The organism is Thermococcus sp., assembly GCF_015523185.1.
GTDB lineage: Archaea > Methanobacteriota_B > Thermococci > Thermococcales > Thermococcaceae > Thermococcus.
Genome location: NZ_WAKV01000006.1, coordinates 1 through 18,011, shown reverse-complemented (window position 1 = coordinate 18,011; position 18,011 = coordinate 1). Strand labels below are relative to the sequence as shown.

The window sequence follows — 18,011 nt, the reverse complement described above, 5'->3', positions numbered from 1 at the left end:
GATTCGCACGTCGAGAGAGAGTTCCTGTCAAAGGTCGTTCCTTCCTCAATTATGGGTTCTCTTCTCGCCATACCCCCCGCAGTTAAGGTAGGTTACTACATCGGCAACATAATCCTTCCAGTGAACATCTCCCTCGGCGATGCGCTAAGGGTTCTCCCGTTGTTTATGGCCCTCTACGTTGCCTACGCCCTCTTCACTGCTCTCATCGTGAGAAGAGTAATGAGAAGGCTGGACGTCGTGAAAGCCCTTAGGGCTTAATCGAGAATCGCTATTACTCCCTTCCACTTCTTCCCAAAGCACTCGTCCGCTAAAACGCTCTTTCCGGTAAGCTCTTCGAGGAACTTCACAGCTGAATCGCACTTCTTGAAGCCTGTCGCTATCCCAACTGTGAAGCCCTCTATCTCCCGTATCCCAGCGCGTTTCTGGTTGTCAAGTTTCTCCCTCAGCTCTTCGCCAAAGCGCCAGAGTATTCTCCTCGGGTCGAGGAGGAGTTCCCTCTCAATGCCCTCAAGAACATCCTCGAAGTCCCAGACGAAGTCCCTCTCTCTTTCTTCCTCGTTCGCGAAGAGTGTAAACCTTCCAGTCTGCCACTCGCGGAGGAGCCAGCGGGCCGTTTCCTCCAAATCGACCTCTCCGCCGGCCTTTATCAGGCCTCTTTTCTCTCCGATTTTTCTCAGTATCTCTTCCTCGCTCTCGAACTCCCTGATACCAAACTTTTCGGTTATCGCTTCCCTCCGCGTTTCGAGAATCCTCCCAATAAGCTTTAAAGCTGGCTTTACCGGTTCATCTATCTTATCAGCCGGAAAACCGCCCTTAATCACCAGCTCGTCGAAATCGTCAATTGGGACGACACCAGGTGAATCCAGAAGCCATATCCTCTTGCTTAACCTAATTAGCTGTTTCCCCTTCGTATAGCCGGGTATGGGGGCGGTGCCGACGACCTTCTTGCCCTTCAGGGTGTTGATTATCGTGCTCTTCCCAACGTTGGGATATCCTATGAGGGCGACCTTAACCTTCTCCCTCTCGTCCAGTAGGGGCTTCGCAAGCTTTTTGATTTCCTTCCGCAGGATTCCCGTTCCCTTTCTCTCTCTCGCGCTTATGAAGACGACGGGTATCTCGCTCTTCCGCTTGTACTCCTCTGCCCACTCCTTTGGCACTAAATCGGCCTTGTTCATTACTATTAAGAGTGGCTTTCCTTCCTCCATGACGAGCTTTTCGAGTTTTCTGTTTCGAGTTCCTACCGGGTCCCTGGCGTCAACTACCTCAACTATAAGGTCGGCCTCGTCTATTACCTCCCTCACTACTCTCCAAGCTTTCCTCTGCTTCATCTCTAACCACCGTTATCTCGAAGATTACGGTTCCACCGTTGGTGTAAGGCGGCCCCGGGTCAAGGCACTGGACGTAGGCTTTATCCCCCCTGCCGAGGCCTAGCTCGCTCGGTTTAATACCCTTTCGCAGTGCCACTATGTACGGCAACAGAGAAGCAAAGGCGTGGGTGCATATTGCATCCGTTTCCTCCAGTTTCACCCTTGGGCCTTCTACAACGATTTTATCGCCTATCTTGAAGACTGGGCATTTACCTTTTATCTCCTTGGCCGTTATTTCCAACCGTTCCACGTTCTCACCGAAACTTAAATAAGGATTAACATTCAAAAACCATTTGGGACATTAACGGGTTAGTAATAACTGTAACGGTGGTGCTTAAAGTGGCAGAGGATATAGAGGCGAAAATACGTCGTTTGAGGGAGCTCGGGAAGGTAACGGCTGAACCCGAGAGCCCTCCGGTTAAACCACCGACGGCTTCACCAAAGAAGCCACCGCGCAGACCGCGCTCAATTAGTAGTATACGCGAGAGGGAGAGGCGTAAGAGGATTCTAATTGGTGCGTCTATCTTAATCATTATCATTTTGATTATATCTGTCGGCGCATATTCGTATCTACAGAGCAGAGGCGCAAATGAGCTAAAGAACCTCCGCAACAAAAAGATTAATGAGGTTAACTATTATTTCTCCCATTATAACTTCTCCAATAAGGAATGTGCCCAGAACGCAATTCAAATCAGGAATTTACTTCTCCAGAAAATCCAGAGTGCCAATAGTGTTGACGAGCTCAACTCAATAAACGTCAAAGCTTACTTTGATAAGGCGGTTCAGGCATACCAGGAGTGTGTAAAGAAACAGGAGGAGATAGCATACGAGAAGAAACTCAACCAGACCAAACAGGCCAAGATTCAGGCAATCAAGATGGCATTCCAGCCACTTCTTTCAATGCCCCTCCCCGATAGCCTCAGGGCAAAGGTAGTCTCAGCTATGAAGACTCTGGAGGAGCAGGTGCAAAACGCCAAAACCATCGAGGAGGTTAACTCTATAAACCCTGATTCATATCTGCTGTCCCTCTGGAGGGATTACTACTTCTGGAAGATTGACAACCTCCCCGGCAACGATGTCATACTTGAGAAAGATGGAAACAAACAGCTCGTGTCCAAGGCTGAAGCCAAGTCAATACTCGGCTCTGTTACCAGCTACATGGAGCTTCTCCAGTACAAGGTTTACAAGGTTCAGTACGTTGAGATTGCTCTCGTCCTTCCGAGGGATAGGATCACCGGTGGCTTCATCCAGCCCGGAGACGCTGTGATGTTCTTTGCCCGGAACGGCACTAGGGGAGCCTACCGCGAGATAGTTAATCAGGGCTACGTTGAGCTGGTTCTTCTTCCGACGAACGCCGGCCAGATTTCAGTCAGCGAGTCCCAGAGCCAGAGCAGTTTGAGCAGTTCGTCAACCTCAACCACATACAATGAGAACCATGCCTCAACGTACAACCCCGGCGATGTACAGTTCTCCAACGGAACGACGGTCTCGGACACATACTCCAACTCCCAGAGCTCTACCCAGAGCTCCTCGGCCAGCTACTCCTACAACGTGAACCTCGCCGAAATACTAAAGGCAATAGCGGCAGGAAAGATACAGGCCAGCGATGAGGTTAAGCAGGCCCTTAGGAGTTATGGCTGGAAAGTTATGGACCTTGAGCAATCCTCGGATATGCTTGTCCTTCCACCGAATACAGAGTTCCTCGTCATCGTTAAAGTTCCATCGATATTCGTCCCAGACATCCTGCAGAATCAGCAATACCTCTACATTGCAAAAGTCTCAACATGAGGTGATGCCCATGAAAAGACTCTTCCCACTTCTTTTGGTTTTCCTCCTAGTCTCCTTTTCAGAGTTTTCCGCGGCGCAGGACTACACTCTCCCTGGCTCCCTCCCTGGAGGGGTTAGCTACAACAATATTGGCCTATCTGGTCAAATAATGGTTGACCTTAACGTTACCCTTGTAAACACCGCACCCTATCCTAAATACGTCCTTGTAAATCCAAGATATGATTTCAGGGTTCTCCGTGGTAACGGGAGCGAGTACCTGTATAATTACAGGACGACCACTGGTGAGATTCAAAGTGTGGTTTCGAGGGGTGTTTTATCAAAATCAGTCAATTACCTCGTCGGCTTCTGGCTTGCCCCTTACGAGACGGTCGTTGTAAACTTCAGAATAACTCAGAACTCCTCTTATTTAGTTCCCCTGCTTGACTTCAACTCACCCTGTGGTGACATTGGAAGGCTAACAGAGCTCACCTACGAAAACGGCACCCTAGTCAGCGCGGTTCTCAGCAACAATGGCGGCCTTGATAAATTAATCTGTGGAACGGTTTACCCTGAGCTCATAAACAGGCCTATTTTCATGAGTGTGCGCTCGATGTTCCCAATTCTCGACAAGAACATAAAGGTGCTCAAGTACGAGGGCTACGTTGACTTCCGCATTACCAACGTTCCCAATTTCAATAGCAGGGACAAGCTGTTCCACGTTTTCTTTGCAGTTGCCCAACCGATTGTGTTCCTCGAGGGCAAGACCTATGACTACAGACCGAACTATACTATGACTTACGATGAGTACCTCCAGAAGTTTTTCTTCGAGTACTCTGGCATTGGCATGTCGGGCCAGAAAAACCCCAACATAACAAAGCCTGAGAACAACCTCTTTAAACTGACGGACAGATTGCTCTCCGGCGTTACAGTAGGTTCGAGCGTTGAAATTAAGAGGAAACCGTATAGGGGACCTGACTTCCGTGTGTGGGTAGTGTTTATGGGAGACCAGATTGATATAACCTACCGTGTGAGCTGGAATAACAACTCTGGACGGTGAGAGTTCGTGTTTGGTGAGAAAAAGAAGAAGGGGGAAGGGTTCTCCTGGATAGATGAAATACTGGCTGGAAATGAGGATCCGCTTGAAAAAGTCCTTAAAAAGAAGGAGGAAGAGCCCCCTCTCCCGTTTTCCTCGGAGGGAGGAAGCTTAGAGGACATACTCGGAGACGTTTCGGAGGAGAAACCTGAGAAACCAAAGGAAACCGGCGCTGATTTGCTTGGCTCCATACTTGGGGAGAAATCCAACTCTCCAAAGCAGGAAAAACCCGTAAAATCCGAAACTGGCGCCGACCTCCTGAGTTCCATCCTTGGAGGTCCCCCTCAGCAGGAATCTAAGCCAAAACCGGTTGAATCAAGGTCTTCCCCTTCACTTTCACCTCCTAAGACCAAGGCCAGCGAGACGGGTGCCGATTTCCTGAGCGAGATTCTCTCGAAGCCCGAGCCAGCCCAGACCCCATCCTCTAAACCAGCGGCCCTGCCTCCAAGGAGACCTGCCGTGAACATACAGGACATTCTCGGTGCCTCGGCTTCCGAGGATACTTCTTTTGCGGGCAGAGGAGAGGTTCTCGACGCTTACGGTAACGTTCGCATACTCAAGGTTAAAGGCGAGCCCGTTCCGATATATGAAGTCCGCTTTCCTAAGCTCAGCAGGGAAGAACAGCAGCTCTTCAAGCGCATAAAGGAGAGGGCTATAACTGAGATTCAGATTGACCCTACCACAATACCTAACCCTGAGGAGCGCAGGAAGGTTTTCCTCAACGCGGTAAAGAAGATGATTAAGGAGGAAGCTCCCCACTACTCCGAGGGTAGGATTGAGGTTCTGGCTGATATGATAGTTCAGCAGATGATAGGCTACGGAAAACTCGACCCTCTCGTCAGGGATGATAACCTTGAGGAAATCATGGTTATTGGAACGAACAGACCTGTTTACGTCTGGCATAGGCGCTTTAACATGTGTAAGACCAACATAGTCTTTCCTGAGGAGAAGGAGATACTCAACATCATCGAGAGGATAGCGAGGGAAGTCGGAAGGAGGATTGACCAACAGAGTCCCCTTCTCGATGCCCGTCTTCCCGATGGGAGCCGTGTTAACGCCACGATACCACCCATAAGCCTCGACGGTCCAACTATAACAATCCGTAAGTTCAAGAAGGACCCGCTGACAATAATAGACCTCATAAAGTACGGCACAATGAACACCGAGATAGCGGCTCTGCTGTGGATTCTCGTCGATGGACTTGGCGTCAAACCCGCCAACATATTGGTGGCTGGCGGTACTGGTTCCGGAAAAACAACTACCTTAAACTCCCTTGGCATGTTCATCCCGCCGAGCGAGCGCGTAATAAGCATCGAAGATACTGCCGAACTTCAGCTCCCTGTCGAGCACTGGATAAGGCTCGAAACCCGGCCGCCCAACCTTGAAGGCAAGGGCGAAGTTACGATGGACGACCTCGTCAAGAACACACTTCGTATGCGTCCCGACAGGATTATCGTCGGTGAGGTTCGTGGACCCGAGGCTAGGACGATGTTCACAGCCATGAACACGGGGCATGATGGCTGTATGAGCACAATACACTCAAATAGTGCCCGCGAGACTATAATTAGGCTTGAGAGTCCTCCAATGAACGTTCCGAGGATTATGATACCTGCGCTTGATATAATTGTTATGCAGGTTCGCTTCCACAGTAGGAAGAAGGGTACCATAAGGCGCATAACAGAGATAGCAGAGGTCTCGGGAATGGAGGGTGAGAGCATACAGCTGAACAAGCTCTATAAATACGACCCGGCCAAGGACGAACTCGTTCCCACGGGCGTTCCGAGCAGAACCCTCAACACCCTTGCCCACCATACCGGAATGAGCATGAAGGAGATAGAATTCGAGATAGAGAAGAGGAAACTAATCCTTGAGTGGATGATTGAGAGCGGAATCAGGAGCATAGATAAGGTTGGTTACTATATAAGGCAGTTCTACATTGACGAGGAAGGTCTACTTAAGAAGATATCCTCGGAGAGTAGCATTGAAACAAGCAAGCAGATACAGAGGATGGTGTGAGGTGTTAGCATGGGGTTCATAGAGTTCCTTGAGAAGTTGGGTGGAAAGACGATTGAAATTACAGAGAAACCCATGCGCCGCATTCCCCAGGGTAAGTCAATCCATGAAAGACTCCGCGCCCTCAAGGAACTCCAGAGGGAGATAGAGCAGGAGAAGATGCAGAGTGAGCATGAGAAGCTCGTTGAAGAGGTCATCGAACGTCGTAAGGAGGAAATCAGTAAACCCTTCTCCGAGAGGCTGGCCGAGGCCGTGCTCAAGTACTTCAGGGGGCCCGTTGAGTCCCTTACTAACTCAATTAAGGGTCTTGACCAGGACCTTTACCGCGCGAGCATCTTCATGCCCAAGGAGAAGTACGTCGCCTATATGCTTGGCGTTGCTATGTTATCTGGATTTTTCGGCTTCGTTTTCGCTTATCTCTTTTACATGCCCATAGACACCTCACTCTTGATGGGACTCCTTGGCTTTATCGGCGGGTTCTTCTACATAAGGCAGTACCCAAAGATGGTCTGGAGAAAGAGGGTCGCAGAAGTTGAGAGGACGATGCCCTACGCCCTCAGGCACATGGCTTCCCTTCTTAGCGCGGGCGTTGGCATAGCTGAAGCCATACTCTCAGTGGCCAAAGCTGACTACGGTGTTCTCTCCGAGGAGTTTGAGCTAGTTTTAAGAGACATGAGGACGGGTTCATCCTTCGAAGATGCCCTCACAAAGTTTGAAGAGAAGATGGCGTCGGAGAACATAAGCAGGGTCGTTAAGCAGATTTTGAGGGCAGTTAAGTTCGGTGGAAACCTTGCCGAAATACTCTACAAGCTCGCAGAGGACTTCTCCTTCGAGTATAGGATGAAGCTCGTGGAGTACGTCCAGAAGGTTAACGGTATAGCGTTTATCTACATGTTTATGACGATAGTCATGCCGACGATGTTCGTGGTTGGTGTTCTTGCCGGTTCCATCATGGCCCAGCAGCTAATATTCGACGTCCAGACTCTCGCAATCATATTAATTTTGGCCTTCCCTGCCATGTCGCTGATAATTATCAACATGATTAAGAAGGCTGAACCGAGGTGAGAGCTTTGGCGCCTAGAGGAATCTCATCGCTACTCGTTTCACTGTTTGAGAAAATTATCCCTGAGAAGTACCTCAAACGCTACGAGCTCTACATATACTCGGCTGGAATAAACTTCCTTGCCACGGAGTACTTGGTAATTTCTTTCCTCCTTGGTGTCATCGCTGGACTTTTTGTTGCATTGTTAACCAATAATTTCTATGGTCTTATTGCTTTCTTGAGTGGCTTCATTGGAATAGCCTTTGTGTACCCCTACTGGAGAATATCAAAGAGAATAGAGGACATGGAAAAGAACCTGCCCGACGCTTTCTTCTACTTAGCCAGCTCCCTGAGGGCGGGTATATCCTTTTCCGAGGCGTTGGAAGAGCTAACTACTGCTAAGTTCGGTGCACTCACAGAGGAGTTCAAGAAGACGGTAGCAGAGATTAAGAAGGGTCGCTCGACAGTTGATGCCCTAAGGGCTTTTGCACTGAGAAACAGAAAGTCTCAGGTCATCTACCGCTCCATGATGATTATAATCGAAGCCCTTGAGAGAGGCGCACCAATGAGCGACGTTTTAGTCTTCGTCGGCAACGACGTCCGTGAAATCCTGAGGATAAAGCAGGAGAGAAAAGCTTCCACGGGAATGCAGGCAATGTTCTTTATAGTGACAAGTGGCTTTGTGGGTCCGATGATTCTTGGAATCGTTACAAAGGTCATGGCTTCAATGAGTGGTCCTGGAACAGGTGTTAACTTACCCGTTGGTACCATGGCAAACATACTGTTCGTGTTCGTTGTGGTGCAGGCCATAGTTTCGGGACTTGGAATAGGTGTAATAAGGGAAGGAAGTTACAACGCCGGTTTAAAGTACGCGGCGTTGCTCGTGGCAATGGGCTCAGTTATCTTCAAGGGCGCTACCCTCATCAACATCGGCTTCTGACTTCTTTACCTCTATTACCTCGACTTCAAAAATCAGTGTTTTTCCTGCTAGCGGGTGGTTGAAATCGAGAGACACCAAGTTTTCTCTAACCTCAAGAATCTTTGCTATTCCAGAGTCCGTCATGACGTAGAGCCCCTCCTGAGGTTCAAGGCCGGCCTTGGTGAACTCCTCTACGGGAACCTTTATGACGAGTTCCGGGTTCGGCATGCCGTAGGCCTTCTCTGGAGGAATCGTGACGGTTCTCCTTTCACCGGGTTTCATGCCTATCAGGGCCTCGTCCAGGCCCGGAATTATCTCGCCGACGCCAATTCTGGCCCACATCGGGCCGTACTCCCTCTCTTCGACGTAAACACCGTGCTTCTTGGCGAGCTCCTCAATGCTCGTGTCAAAAACCTCGCCGTTCTCGAACCTTCCGATGTAGTTGAACAGAACGTAATCCCCGGCTTCAACCTTCATTTCCTTCAACTCCAAAATTGCTTCACTGGGGACTTACTCCGTCCCTTTATAACTCTTTGGTCTGCGTGTTCCATGTCCCATATCCTCATTGAATCATTCTAAAGGGGACAAAACGGGGGCAAAAGGAACGATAAGTTGCACGAGTTCATTCCTCTGGGAGGATGTAGTAGACATAGTGGGGCCTGTTGGTCACCTCGTCAATAAAAACCACGGTGCCGTTCTTGGGGGGCTTCAGATAGTGGACTTCTCCCTTTCTAGTCGTTACCGCCGCGAAGGCGTCTCCAGTTCTAACCCTGTTCCCGACGTTCGCTATCAGGGTCTTTGTAAAGCCTTCTACCGGGAGGAGCATCAGCTCATCGTCTCTTTTGAGGTAAATCCTCGTCCTACCATCTGGGAGAACTAGTATCGCGTCAGCGCTCATTCTATTGGTCGTCCTGTCAACGTAGAGGTAAAAGCGGTCGTAAACCTCCTTTACCAGGAACTTCGCGTTTTTGCCGATGAAACCCGGCAGTTTATCGCCTTTTCTGAGCCAAACTTCTACGTTGCCATCTATTACTACACAATCCCTAGTGGCTTTTTCGTTCTCAACGCATTCCTCCCTTTTACCCTCCACGTAGAGCCTAGGAACCCTCTCCATGTTCCCACCTAAATTTTACTCGTTCGTAAACCTTTTAAACCCTCCTTCTTACTCCTTCCAGTGGCTCAAAATGTCCACTAAAGTCAAGTTTGTTACGTTGCTGACAATAACGGTAATCCTGATGTCCCTCCTCATGAACAGTTACTCCTTCTCAGCGCCTCATAAGAAAAACCCAGAGGCCCTTGATTTTTTGACGGTAATAATTCTCATCGGCGTTTTCGTTGGACTCATAATGCTCATCGTCCTGGCCATCTACCTGAGGGACCTGCCCAGTGCGAAGAAAGAGAAGGTCATGATTAAAGGTGTTGTATCCCTTAAAAGCGTCATTGCGTTCCTGTTCTCCAGCTTCCTTCTGGGCATCCTGTTCAAGATTATCTTTGTGAACGGGGGGGCAAGGACTCTTCCCAACGTCACGAACTGCACTTTCTCCAACGCCACGAACGTGACCCTCACCAATGGCACCCTGACCACCAACTGCACCGTTGTCCCATCCGTCGGTCCCCTCGCAGGGGGAAACGGGAATTACACCAAGAAGTTTCTGAACCATCCGGTCATGACTCACCTGTGGCTTGTTTTTCTCCTGCCGATTCTCCTCGGGTTGATTTACCTCGGTTACTACTACCTGAAGCTTGTCAAGGCCAATTCCGAGAGGCGGAAAAAACTTGGAATGGCCATGGAATTCGACAGAAAACTGGACGAGTTCGGCCTTGAAAAGTTCTCAGACCCGAGGGAGGCGATAGTTGAGATATACAAGAACGCCGTCCTCTGGTTGGAGGGCCTTGGAATCCCCTACAGGGAGAGCTGGACCCACTGGGAGCACGCAGAGCACGTTAAGTATATGCATGAGGCCTTCGTTGAACTGACGAAGCTCTTCGAGAAGGCAAAATACGCCCCCGAGAGGATTGGATGGAGCGACGCTGAGAAGGCCCTTGAGATTTACAACCAGCTTAGGAGGAAGGCAAGTGAGCTTGCGGAGATGGATTGAGATGTTCAAGGGCAGGCTAATAGTTGCCGGGCTCCTGGTGTTCCTCTCGATAGTCCCGGGTGAGTACTACGTCCGCTGGATTGCGGTGTTTAGTCTGGCCGTTTTTCTGGGAGTTATCCTCCTGGGTCAGGACGTCAGGATTCAGTACGTGAGGAATGTGGAAAGCCCTCAAACCCGCCCCCTAAAGCCCGACTTTGAGAGGGCTCTGAGAATCGTGGAACGGGCCAAGAAGGGCAGGAGAAAGCTCGCCGAGGAGGAGCTCCTCGAGATACTCTACACTCTCTACAACGGGAAATACAACTATCACGAACTGCGTTCAAACCCTCCCCCGGCTTTGAAGGCCTTTTACTCTTCCCCAGACCCCTATGAGGGCCTAAAGCGGGCCCTAAAAATTCTGGAGGCTGAGCTGAATGAAGATTGAAGATGTCCACGAAAAGTCAAACCTCGTCCTCAATGAGGTCAGTAGGGTTATAGTGGGAAAGGAAAACGTGCTGAGAATGATACTCACGACGATTCTGGCCGATGGCCACATCCTCATTGAAGACTTGCCGGGACTCGCCAAGACCCTGATGGCCAAGAGCTTTGCTAAGGCCCTGGGTCTTGAGTTTAAGCGCGTCCAGTTCACATCCGATTTGCTTCCGAGTGATATACTCGGAGTCTCAATCTTCAACCAGAAAACGCTGGAGTTCGAGTTCAGAAAGGGGCCCGTTTTCACCAACATCCTTCTCGCGGATGAGATAAACCGCTCCCCGCCGAAGACCCAGTCAGCTTTACTGGAAGCGATGCAGGAACGACAAGTTACCGTTGAGGGAAAAACCTACGAACTTCCCAGGCCCTTTGTTGTCATAGCGACCCAGAATCCAATAGAACAGGAGGGAACATATCCCCTGCCGGAGGCCCAGCTGGACAGGTTCCTCGTCAGGTTGCGCGTTGGCTATCCGACGTTTGAGGAGGAGAAAGAGATTCTCAGGAGGAGAATCGAGCGCAGAAAGGACGAGGCCGACGTGAGACCCGTCGTCACTTCCGAGGAACTCATAGAGATGCAAAAAGCAATTGAGGACGTTTATATAAGCGAGCCCATACTCGATTACATAGTCAGCATCGTGGATATTACAAGAAAAGACAAGAGGAACGTTGAGATAGGTGCATCTCCGAGGGGTAGTCTCGCCCTGCTGAAGCTGTCCAGGGCCTATGCGGCCATAGAGGGCAGGGACTACGTGATTCCAGATGATGTTAAGGCCGTAGCCGTTCCGGCTCTGAGCCACAGGCTAATCCTCAAGCGCGAGCTCTGGTACACTAGGGTCTCTCAGGAGAGCGTCATGGAAAAGCTACTCGAGAAGGTTCCCGTTCCCAAGTTCAAGTGAGGGGTGAGCATGCAGAACCTTGGCCTTGGAGGACTCCAGTATCAGCCCTCTGTCATTCCTCTGGAGGAGCAGGAAGGAGGGGAAGTATCCCCTACATCAAAGCTAGCCCTCTACCTAGTGGCCCTCTGGGTTATTCCGACCTTTTCGTTCCTCCTTCTCCGCTGGAGTCTGGTTTACCTTGTCCTACCCTATCTGACGCTCCTGTCGGTCTCGTATCTCTTCTTCAAACCAACGGGAAAAGTTGAAATCTGGCGTGTAGTTAGTCACAACCGCTTCCTTGAGGGACAGGAGATTGGAATAGAGGTCCACGTGAAAACCGACTTTCGTGTTGATTACCTCCACGTTCGCGACCTCGTGCCTGGACTTGAAGTGATTGGAAGTCCTGAGAAGGTTTTCTCCTTAAGGCCCGGTGAAGAAGGCGTTTTTAGATATAAGGTTAAAGTCAAACGTGGAATCCACAGGTTCGAGGGCTTTCGCGTTTCCTACCGCGACCCCTTTGGCTTCTTTTCGTCAGATAGATTCGTTGACCACTTCACCGAGATTGTAGGTGTCCCAGTCCTGTATGAAGTCCAGACGCCGTACTCAACCAAGGGGACCAAGATAACGATAGGCCCGCTTCCCTCTCCCCTCACAGGTGGTGGCATCGAGTTCCACTCCATAAGGGAATACCAGCCTGGAGACCCCCTCAAGGTCATAAACTGGAAGGCCACCGCGAGGATTGGGAAGATAATGGCCAACGAATTCGAGAGCGAGAGGAAAGTTGACGTAGTTTTTGTTGTCGATGCCTCGAGGATGAACGAACCCGTTTTCGACCACCTAATCAGGGCCACAGCTTCGCTCATGCTCAATGCCCTGAACGACGGGACGAGCTTCGGCCTCCTCTTAGCTGAAGAAGTTCCACTCTGGGTTCGCGTTGACTACGGCAAGAGGCACTTCTTCAAGTGTATTGACTTCCTGAGCACCGCGAGGCCAGATAACAACAATTTTATCGCCTACCAGGTGGAGCATCTCGTCAAGACTTCCATCCCCCCGAGGGCCCAGATTGTTTACCTCTCTCCCCTCCTGACGGAGGAGAGCAGGAACGCCCTGAAAACCCTCGCCCGCTACGGCTACAACGTCGTTGTCATAAGCCCGAATCCGAACAGCGTCTATGAGCCCAAAACCGAGGAGGAAAGAATAGCCATGGAACTCGTTCAGCTCAAGAGAAAGGCCATGTTCAGGAACCTTGCGGGTTATGGGACTATAATAGACTGGGACGTTAAGAAACCACTGGAGGTGGCAATAGCGGAGGTGCTCGGTAAATGATAAGGAAGCTCCTCACCGCTGGCTTATTGGCCCTCTTCGTTCTTTTCATATATATCGACTTTGGCGTTGGCGTTGAAACGGCGATAGTTCTGGTTCTAGGTCTCCTCACCCTCCTGTGGGAACCAGCGGGTTATTTTGCCCTAACGGCTCTCGGTTTTTTCCTGGTCTATCGCTCGGTTGGGGGGTTCGTTGGACTGTTCACGTTAATCTTTGCCATTCAGTACATTGAATCCGTTTATCTCGCCAAGAGAAACGCCCCCGCTGAGCATTACTACGTCCTCTTCGCCGGAACGCTCTTGGCCATTCCGGTTTACTACTTCGCCTACCTGCTGTCCCTCTACGCACCGAGCCTTGTCAACACCGCGGTCGCTTCCGTGTTTATAGTCCTCCTCTACGTTCTGTTTTACATAATAGTCAAACGCTGATGCTCCAGCTCCCCCTCTTTTTTAAAACTTCCCTGGCCCTCGTAAGGCCGAGCTTGACGCAGTCATCGAGCCTTTTTCCCTTCACGAGCCCCGCTAAAAAGCCACCGGCGAAGGCGTCTCCGGCACCTGTTGGGTCTATTTCGCCCTCAACGGGCAGTGCTGGAAACTCGTGGAAGTCCCCATCGTAAATCAAAACTCCTCTTTCACCTCTCGTTATCACTACCAGTTCAGTTCCCCATGAGTACAGCTCCTCAGCTGATTTCCTGACGTCGTTAAGGCCCGTTATCAGCTTTGCCTCCCTCTCGTTCGGAAAGATTATCCAGCTCCTGGAAACCAGCTCCCGCACCAGCTCGGGTTTTCTTCGGTAGTAGTCGTAGTAAGTTGGGTTGAAATCTAGGCTTATCCTTTTTCCCTCCAGTCTTTCTATGGCCTTCAACTGCTCCTCCGGTGGAATCGGTGCTATATGGAAGATTTTTGCTTTAAAGTACTTCTCGGGAATCGGTGTTTCGCCCATATTCTCCGCAACGCCCATCTCGACGGGTGATTCAACGCTTCCATCTTCCCTGTAAATCACCCAGATGTGTATCGTCTTCCCCGGGAGAACCTGGATTCCCCTGATGTCAACGTATTGGGAAAGTTTCTCCAGCCACTCTCTTGGGAAGTCCTCGCCGATTTTAGTCACTAGACCTACCTTCGCTCCGGCCAGAGAGGCCGAGGTAGCGACCGCCGCGGCCGCCCCTCCGGGCATATCTACCCTTCTTCCATCCGGAAATACAATCGTGTCTATCGAGACGTGACCGAGGACGACGAGCTCTATCATTTTATCACCCCCTTAACTGGGGTCTTATGTTCTTTGAGTTTTAAGCTACGCGGTTGAGATTCAGGCCGTTGTAATCGGTTACTCTTCTTTAGTTTAGAACTTTTAGTTAAATTTAAACCTGTTTACTTGACCAAAAGATTTTTATACCACTATTAACTATAGGAGGTTGGTGAATCCTTATGTCGAAGCTTGGTTTGTGGTGGATAAACTGGGATGAGTCTCTTGGGGGGTATGAATCGAGAATGACCCTTGAGGGAAGGGGGCCAACTTCTTACTATGAGGTAGTTCAGTGGTTCAAGGACAGGGGTTTTGACAGGGTTGTTTTCCTTGGTGGTGAAGGTAAAAGAATCAACTACACCGGGGACGGGTACGAGGATGGCCGCTATTTGGCCCTCTGGATTATGTCACACGTGGACTCAATAAAGTATTACATTACAATACCCTTCAGCTATGGCAATGGTGAGTTAAGGGACGACCCATCCAAAGGTTTTGCTAACTCGTACTGGAAGAAATGGATTGACGGTGTTTTGAGTGTATTTGACAGCAACAGACTCGGCTTCTACTGGAGCTACGAGAGCTGCCTTCAGGCGACCACCGATGATCCGGCTCTTAAAGTACTGGGTATAAACGATAACCAGAAGGAACAGTATAAGGAAGCATATATTCAATTCATTGAGGATATGAGCAACTACATTCATGATCACGTCCAAGAACTCATCTGGATTCCAGCAACCGGGACGAGGAGTGCTGAATACTTAAAGAACAACAGTGGAATTCCAGTCATTAGCGAGCATTTTGATTACGTTTTTGTTCAACCGAACTATTACCAGTATAACTCCACATACACTTATGAGAAACTCGTCGAGAAAATCCGGTGGATTTGTGAAGACCTTCCGGGAAACATCAACAACCCCAACACAACGATTTCAATAGAAATGGAAGCCGACAGTGCCGTTCTTCTTGGTCAATGCGGACACTGTGCTTCATGCAGATATGAGAATAATCATTGCGTATGGTGTGACAACGAAAAGTGCCTTGAACGCGCCTGTGACTACTCCAGGGCAATAATGGAGGTAAACCCAAGTGCATTTCCGACGAGAGCCTATTACTTTGGCACTGACCTAAGAGTCATTGATGGGGTGCGAGAAAAATGTCAAGGTTGGTGAGCTATTTTTTTATCTTTCTCCTTCTTCTCCCTCTGGTTTCGGCAGTTTATTCCATCAACGCCCCGGGCGTGGTGTACGAGGTTAAATACTCGGTCATCTCAAACGGAACCGTCGCGTTGATTCCCCTGTCCGTTTATCAGTATGACTTCCTCTACTATCCAAACGATTCACTGGCAAAGTTCGGAAAGTGGCACTATCTCCTCTACTACAACGGTTCTCGCCTCTACCTCCTGAACTTTACCTATCTCCTGGCCCGCTCCCCTGGAGTTGCCTTCGTAAACGGAAGCTGGTATCTCAACGTCACAACTTACACATACTCGGGCACGGATAGCGCTGTCTACCGGCTGGACCCGGAGAATTTCTCCGTTGTTCCCGTAAAAACGGGTTGGTTTAAACTCTTGGGAGAAAACCATGTTGTTAACGAGCTCAACGGCTGGAGAATAGTCATTCCAAAGGACTTTGGTCCGCTAAACTCAAGCGTCCCGGCCGCTGACGTTGCAATTGTCAATACGGAGGAAAACGCTCGGCTCTACCATGGCAGGGTTGTCTTGGCGAATTCTTCGGAGTTCCCCGTTTACTTCCTCCTCATGCGGGAAAACGAAACCCGGAACGTCACGCTCCTCTACGTCAACACAACCCCTGTCTCGTGGACTGAATACGGCTCGCGACGAGTGACGGGGCTGGCGGGCTTCTGGTTCCCGGATAATGTCAGAATAGTTAATGTTGGCCCGGTCGCTAACGCATCCTCAGTTCCGCCGTGGGAGGTAGAGGTTATCAACGCCCGCTACTCCGTTGTTTCAAGCGGTAGGGATGCCATAATCCACCTTTTTGTGGCTACATTTGTCCCCTACTGTCCCCCGCTCCTCGTTGCGGGTGGTTTCAACTGCAGTAATCAGACCATGCTAACGTTGCTTGAGGGATACGAGTATCTCTTTTACTACAATGGCTCTCGCCTCTACCTTCTCAACCTAACCGGCAACTACAACGGGGCAGTTTTCACTAACGGAAGCTGGTATCTTAATGTCACAGTTTTCAACTGGAGCACGCGGGAATACGAGGACAAAATCTACCTGTTCGACCCGAGGGAGTTCTGCATTGAACCCGTCAACGTCAGCTGGCCCGGGCTCATGAAGAAAGCGAAGAACGCCGATTCGATAAACGGGTGGCGGATTGTGATGCCTTACGAGAGGGAATCTGAGAAGTGGGGGCCGGCAGACGTTTACGGGGTCTGTGCCTCCCCATTTGGGGAGGCCAGACGGCTGGATTACCCATGTGCAAGCTTGATAATCAAAAAATCTGGAGCTATTCCGGTTCAAATCACGCTTAAACGAGGTTCATACGCGAAGAACATAACACTGGCCTACCTTGAGATGAACTCGACGGCCACCTACTACAGGCCCTCGAAAAACGCCATGCCCGTTAACGTGACCCTCTGTGAGAAGAAGGGTGCCTCTAAAACGCCGGCTCATCTCGAAGAAAACAGGAACAGTAGGGAAAAAAAGACCCGCGGAATCTGCGGGCCCGGACTGGTGGCTCTGCTCGCGGTTCTTGCGTTGCTCATGAAAGGGCGCTCATCCGATGACTGAAGTCTTTCCAGTTAAGGGCGTAGTAAAAAGTTTCCGAACTCCCGTTCAGATGCTCATCGAAAAGATTTAAAAGTTAGGCTTCCAGAATTCAGGTGGTGATTAGCATGGAGCAGGTTTTCCAGAACGAGACCGTAAAGCAGATTCTTGAAAATTACAGAAGGATATGGGCCATCGATCACGCCCAGAGCGTTCTCGGCTGGGACATGGAGGTTAACATGCCCAAGGAGGGAATCCTTGAGAGGAGTATAGCCCAGGGAGAGTTAAGCGTTCTGAGCCAGGAGTTCCTTCTCAAGCCGGACTTTGTGGAGCTCGTCGAGAAGGCCAAGGGCATGGAACTCAACGAGTACGAGCGCGGTGTTGTTAGGGTCCTTGACAGGGAAATAAGGATAAGCAAGGCCTTTCCACCCGAGTTCCTCAGGGAGATGAGCGAGGTAACGAGCCAGGCAACCAAAGCCTGGGAAGAGGCAAAGAAGAGCAACGACTACTCCAAGTTCGAGCCGTGGCTCGACAGGATTATAGACCTTGCCAAGCGCGCCGCCGAGTACCTCGGCTATGAGGACGAGCCCTATGACGCTTTGCTCGACCTCTTCGAGGAGGGACTGACCACTAAAGAAGTCGAGAGGATGTTTGACAAGCTGGAGAAGGAGCTCAAGCCCCTTCTTGAGAAGATAATGGAAGAGGGCAAAGTTCCAAGGGAGCACCCGCTTGAGAAGGAGAAGTATGAGAAGGAGCAGATGGAGCGCGTTAACATCTGGATTCTCAAGAAGTTCGGCTTCCCGCTTGGAGTCCGCTCAAGGCTCGACGTCTCCGCTCATCCATTCACGACAGAGTTCGGCATAAGAGACGTTAGGATAACCACCCGCTATGAAGGCTACGACTTCAGGAGGACGATTCTAAGTACGGTTCACGAGTTTGGTCACGCACTCTACGAGCTCCAGCAGGATGAGAGGTTCATGTTCACGCCGATAGCAGGTGGCGTTTCCCTTGGAATCCACGAGAGCCAGAGCCGCTTCTGGGAAAACATAATCGGAAGGAGTAGGGAGTT

Annotated in this window: 18 protein-coding genes and 1 pseudogene; 14 read left to right on the top strand and 5 right to left on the bottom strand. The window is 50.3% G+C overall.

Annotated features, from left to right (window positions below; translation table 11 throughout):
* Window positions 1-258: hypothetical protein (locus F7B33_RS00630; protein ID WP_297072554.1), on the top strand; the 258-nt coding region annotated here is incomplete at its 5' end.
* Here F7B33_RS00630 and F7B33_RS00625 read toward each other — a convergent pair.
* Window positions 255-1,328: a GTPase gene (locus tag F7B33_RS00625; RefSeq protein WP_297072551.1), complete on the bottom strand. Its 1,074-nt coding sequence runs from the start codon at window positions 1,326-1,328 to the stop codon at window positions 255-257. The genes F7B33_RS00630 and F7B33_RS00625 overlap by 4 nt on opposite strands.
* Complete coding sequence (locus tag F7B33_RS00620) at window positions 1,264-1,617, bottom strand: TIGR04076 family protein (RefSeq protein ID WP_297072547.1); 354 nt, start codon at window positions 1,615-1,617, stop codon at window positions 1,264-1,266. Before F7B33_RS00620 ends, F7B33_RS00625 begins: the two co-directional genes overlap by 65 nt.
* An 89-nt stretch (window positions 1,618-1,706) precedes the next feature.
* Here F7B33_RS00620 and F7B33_RS00615 point away from each other — a divergent pair, with 89 nt between their 5' ends.
* From F7B33_RS00615 to F7B33_RS00595, 5 genes are read left to right on the top strand one after another with little or no spacing between them, the layout of a single operon-like run.
* Window positions 1,707-3,155 (top strand): DUF515 domain-containing protein, encoded by a 1,449-nt coding sequence (locus F7B33_RS00615; RefSeq protein WP_297072545.1) that lies wholly within the window; start codon window positions 1,707-1,709, stop codon window positions 3,153-3,155.
* A 4-nt stretch (window positions 3,156-3,159) separates the two neighbouring features.
* Complete coding sequence (locus F7B33_RS00610) at window positions 3,160-4,191, top strand: hypothetical protein (protein WP_297065975.1); 1,032 nt, start codon at window positions 3,160-3,162, stop codon at window positions 4,189-4,191.
* Window positions 4,192-4,197: 6 nt separating this feature from the next.
* The gene (locus F7B33_RS00605; RefSeq protein WP_297072543.1) at window positions 4,198-6,243 is read left to right on the top strand and encodes a CpaF family protein; all 2,046 of its coding nucleotides are present in this window, start codon (window positions 4,198-4,200) and stop codon (window positions 6,241-6,243) included.
* A 9-nt stretch (window positions 6,244-6,252) separates the two neighbouring features.
* The gene (locus tag F7B33_RS00600; RefSeq protein ID WP_297072541.1) at window positions 6,253-7,305 is read left to right on the top strand and encodes a type II secretion system F family protein; all 1,053 of its coding nucleotides are present in this window, start codon (window positions 6,253-6,255) and stop codon (window positions 7,303-7,305) included.
* 5 nt (window positions 7,306-7,310) lie between these two features.
* Entirely contained in the window at window positions 7,311-8,222 is a 912-nt protein-coding gene (locus tag F7B33_RS00595; protein WP_297065985.1) for a type II secretion system F family protein, read from the top strand.
* Here the strand turns inward: F7B33_RS00595 and F7B33_RS00590 are convergent.
* Both F7B33_RS00590 and F7B33_RS00585 read right to left on the bottom strand, forming a co-directional pair.
* Window positions 8,178-8,678 carry a peptidylprolyl isomerase gene (locus tag F7B33_RS00590; RefSeq protein ID WP_297065987.1) on the bottom strand — a complete coding sequence of 167 codons (501 nt, stop codon included), beginning with the start codon at window positions 8,676-8,678 and terminating at the stop codon, window positions 8,178-8,180. The two genes, F7B33_RS00595 and F7B33_RS00590, sit on opposite strands and share 45 nt — an antisense overlap.
* A 145-nt stretch (window positions 8,679-8,823) precedes the next feature.
* Window positions 8,824-9,315, bottom strand: coding sequence for a DUF2118 domain-containing protein (locus F7B33_RS00585; protein WP_297065990.1), 492 nt, complete (start codon window positions 9,313-9,315; stop codon window positions 8,824-8,826).
* A gap of 70 nt (window positions 9,316-9,385) precedes the next feature.
* On the opposite strand from F7B33_RS00585, the gene F7B33_RS00580 reads away from it, so the two are divergent.
* The 5 genes from F7B33_RS00580 to F7B33_RS00560 are packed head-to-tail and all read left to right on the top strand — an operon-like array spanning window position 9,386 to window position 13,394.
* The gene (locus F7B33_RS00580; RefSeq protein ID WP_297065993.1) at window positions 9,386-10,300 is read left to right on the top strand and encodes a DUF4129 domain-containing protein; all 915 of its coding nucleotides are present in this window, start codon (window positions 9,386-9,388) and stop codon (window positions 10,298-10,300) included.
* Window positions 10,278-10,721: a hypothetical protein gene (locus F7B33_RS00575; RefSeq protein ID WP_297065996.1), complete on the top strand. Its 444-nt coding sequence runs from the start codon at window positions 10,278-10,280 to the stop codon at window positions 10,719-10,721. Before F7B33_RS00580 ends, F7B33_RS00575 begins: the two co-directional genes overlap by 23 nt.
* Window positions 10,711-11,664, top strand: a complete 954-nt coding sequence (locus F7B33_RS00570; RefSeq protein ID WP_297072539.1) for a MoxR family ATPase — start codon at window positions 10,711-10,713, stop codon at window positions 11,662-11,664. Before F7B33_RS00575 ends, F7B33_RS00570 begins: the two co-directional genes overlap by 11 nt.
* A gap of 9 nt (window positions 11,665-11,673) precedes the next feature.
* Entirely contained in the window at window positions 11,674-12,969 is a 1,296-nt protein-coding gene (locus F7B33_RS00565) for a DUF58 domain-containing protein (RefSeq protein WP_297072536.1), read from the top strand.
* Entirely contained in the window at window positions 12,966-13,394 is a 429-nt protein-coding gene (locus F7B33_RS00560; protein ID WP_297066005.1) for a hypothetical protein, read from the top strand. The genes F7B33_RS00565 and F7B33_RS00560 overlap by 4 nt, the downstream gene beginning before the upstream one ends.
* Here F7B33_RS00560 and F7B33_RS00555 read toward each other — a convergent pair.
* A complete protein-coding gene (locus F7B33_RS00555; RefSeq protein ID WP_297072533.1) occupies window positions 13,384-14,214 on the bottom strand; it encodes a carbohydrate kinase family protein in 831 nt (276 codons plus the stop codon). The genes F7B33_RS00560 and F7B33_RS00555 overlap by 11 nt on opposite strands.
* A 179-nt stretch (window positions 14,215-14,393) precedes the next feature.
* Between F7B33_RS00555 and F7B33_RS00550 the strand changes: the two genes are divergently transcribed.
* The 3 genes and pseudogenes from F7B33_RS00550 to F7B33_RS00540 all read left to right on the top strand — a co-directional run.
* Window positions 14,394-15,380 (top strand): DUF4855 domain-containing protein, encoded by a 987-nt coding sequence (locus F7B33_RS00550; protein ID WP_297072531.1) that lies wholly within the window; start codon window positions 14,394-14,396, stop codon window positions 15,378-15,380.
* Window positions 15,365-16,966 (top strand): hypothetical protein, encoded by a 1,602-nt coding sequence (locus F7B33_RS00545; protein ID WP_297066013.1) that lies wholly within the window; start codon window positions 15,365-15,367, stop codon window positions 16,964-16,966. Before F7B33_RS00550 ends, F7B33_RS00545 begins: the two co-directional genes overlap by 16 nt.
* Before the next feature lie 104 nt (window positions 16,967-17,070).
* Window positions 17,071-18,011, top strand: a pseudogene (locus F7B33_RS00540) (carboxypeptidase M32); the annotation flags it as partial.

Excerpts from the sequence above, each read along its gene's own strand:
- F7B33_RS00625 (WP_297072551.1), bottom strand. The coding sequence starts at position 1,328 with ATGAAGCAGAGGAAAGCTTGGAGAGTAGTGAGGGAGGTAATAGACGAG.
- F7B33_RS00610 (WP_297065975.1), top strand. The coding sequence starts at position 3,160 with ATGCCCATGAAAAGACTCTTCCCACTTCTTTTGGTTTTCCTCCTAGTC.
- F7B33_RS00600 (WP_297072541.1), top strand. The coding sequence starts at position 6,253 with ATGGGGTTCATAGAGTTCCTTGAGAAGTTGGGTGGAAAGACGATTGAA.
- F7B33_RS00590 (WP_297065987.1), bottom strand. The coding sequence starts at position 8,678 with ATGAAGGTTGAAGCCGGGGATTACGTTCTGTTCAACTACATCGGAAGG.
- F7B33_RS00585 (WP_297065990.1), bottom strand. The coding sequence starts at position 9,315 with ATGGAGAGGGTTCCTAGGCTCTACGTGGAGGGTAAAAGGGAGGAATGC.
- F7B33_RS00580 (WP_297065993.1), top strand. The coding sequence starts at position 9,386 with ATGTCCACTAAAGTCAAGTTTGTTACGTTGCTGACAATAACGGTAATC.
- F7B33_RS00570 (WP_297072539.1), top strand. The coding sequence starts at position 10,711 with ATGAAGATTGAAGATGTCCACGAAAAGTCAAACCTCGTCCTCAATGAG.
- F7B33_RS00565 (WP_297072536.1), top strand. The coding sequence starts at position 11,674 with ATGCAGAACCTTGGCCTTGGAGGACTCCAGTATCAGCCCTCTGTCATT.
- F7B33_RS00560 (WP_297066005.1), top strand. The coding sequence starts at position 12,966 with ATGATAAGGAAGCTCCTCACCGCTGGCTTATTGGCCCTCTTCGTTCTT.
- F7B33_RS00555 (WP_297072533.1), bottom strand. The coding sequence starts at position 14,214 with ATGATAGAGCTCGTCGTCCTCGGTCACGTCTCGATAGACACGATTGTA.
- F7B33_RS00550 (WP_297072531.1), top strand. The coding sequence starts at position 14,394 with ATGTCGAAGCTTGGTTTGTGGTGGATAAACTGGGATGAGTCTCTTGGG.
- F7B33_RS00545 (WP_297066013.1), top strand. The coding sequence starts at position 15,365 with ATGTCAAGGTTGGTGAGCTATTTTTTTATCTTTCTCCTTCTTCTCCCT.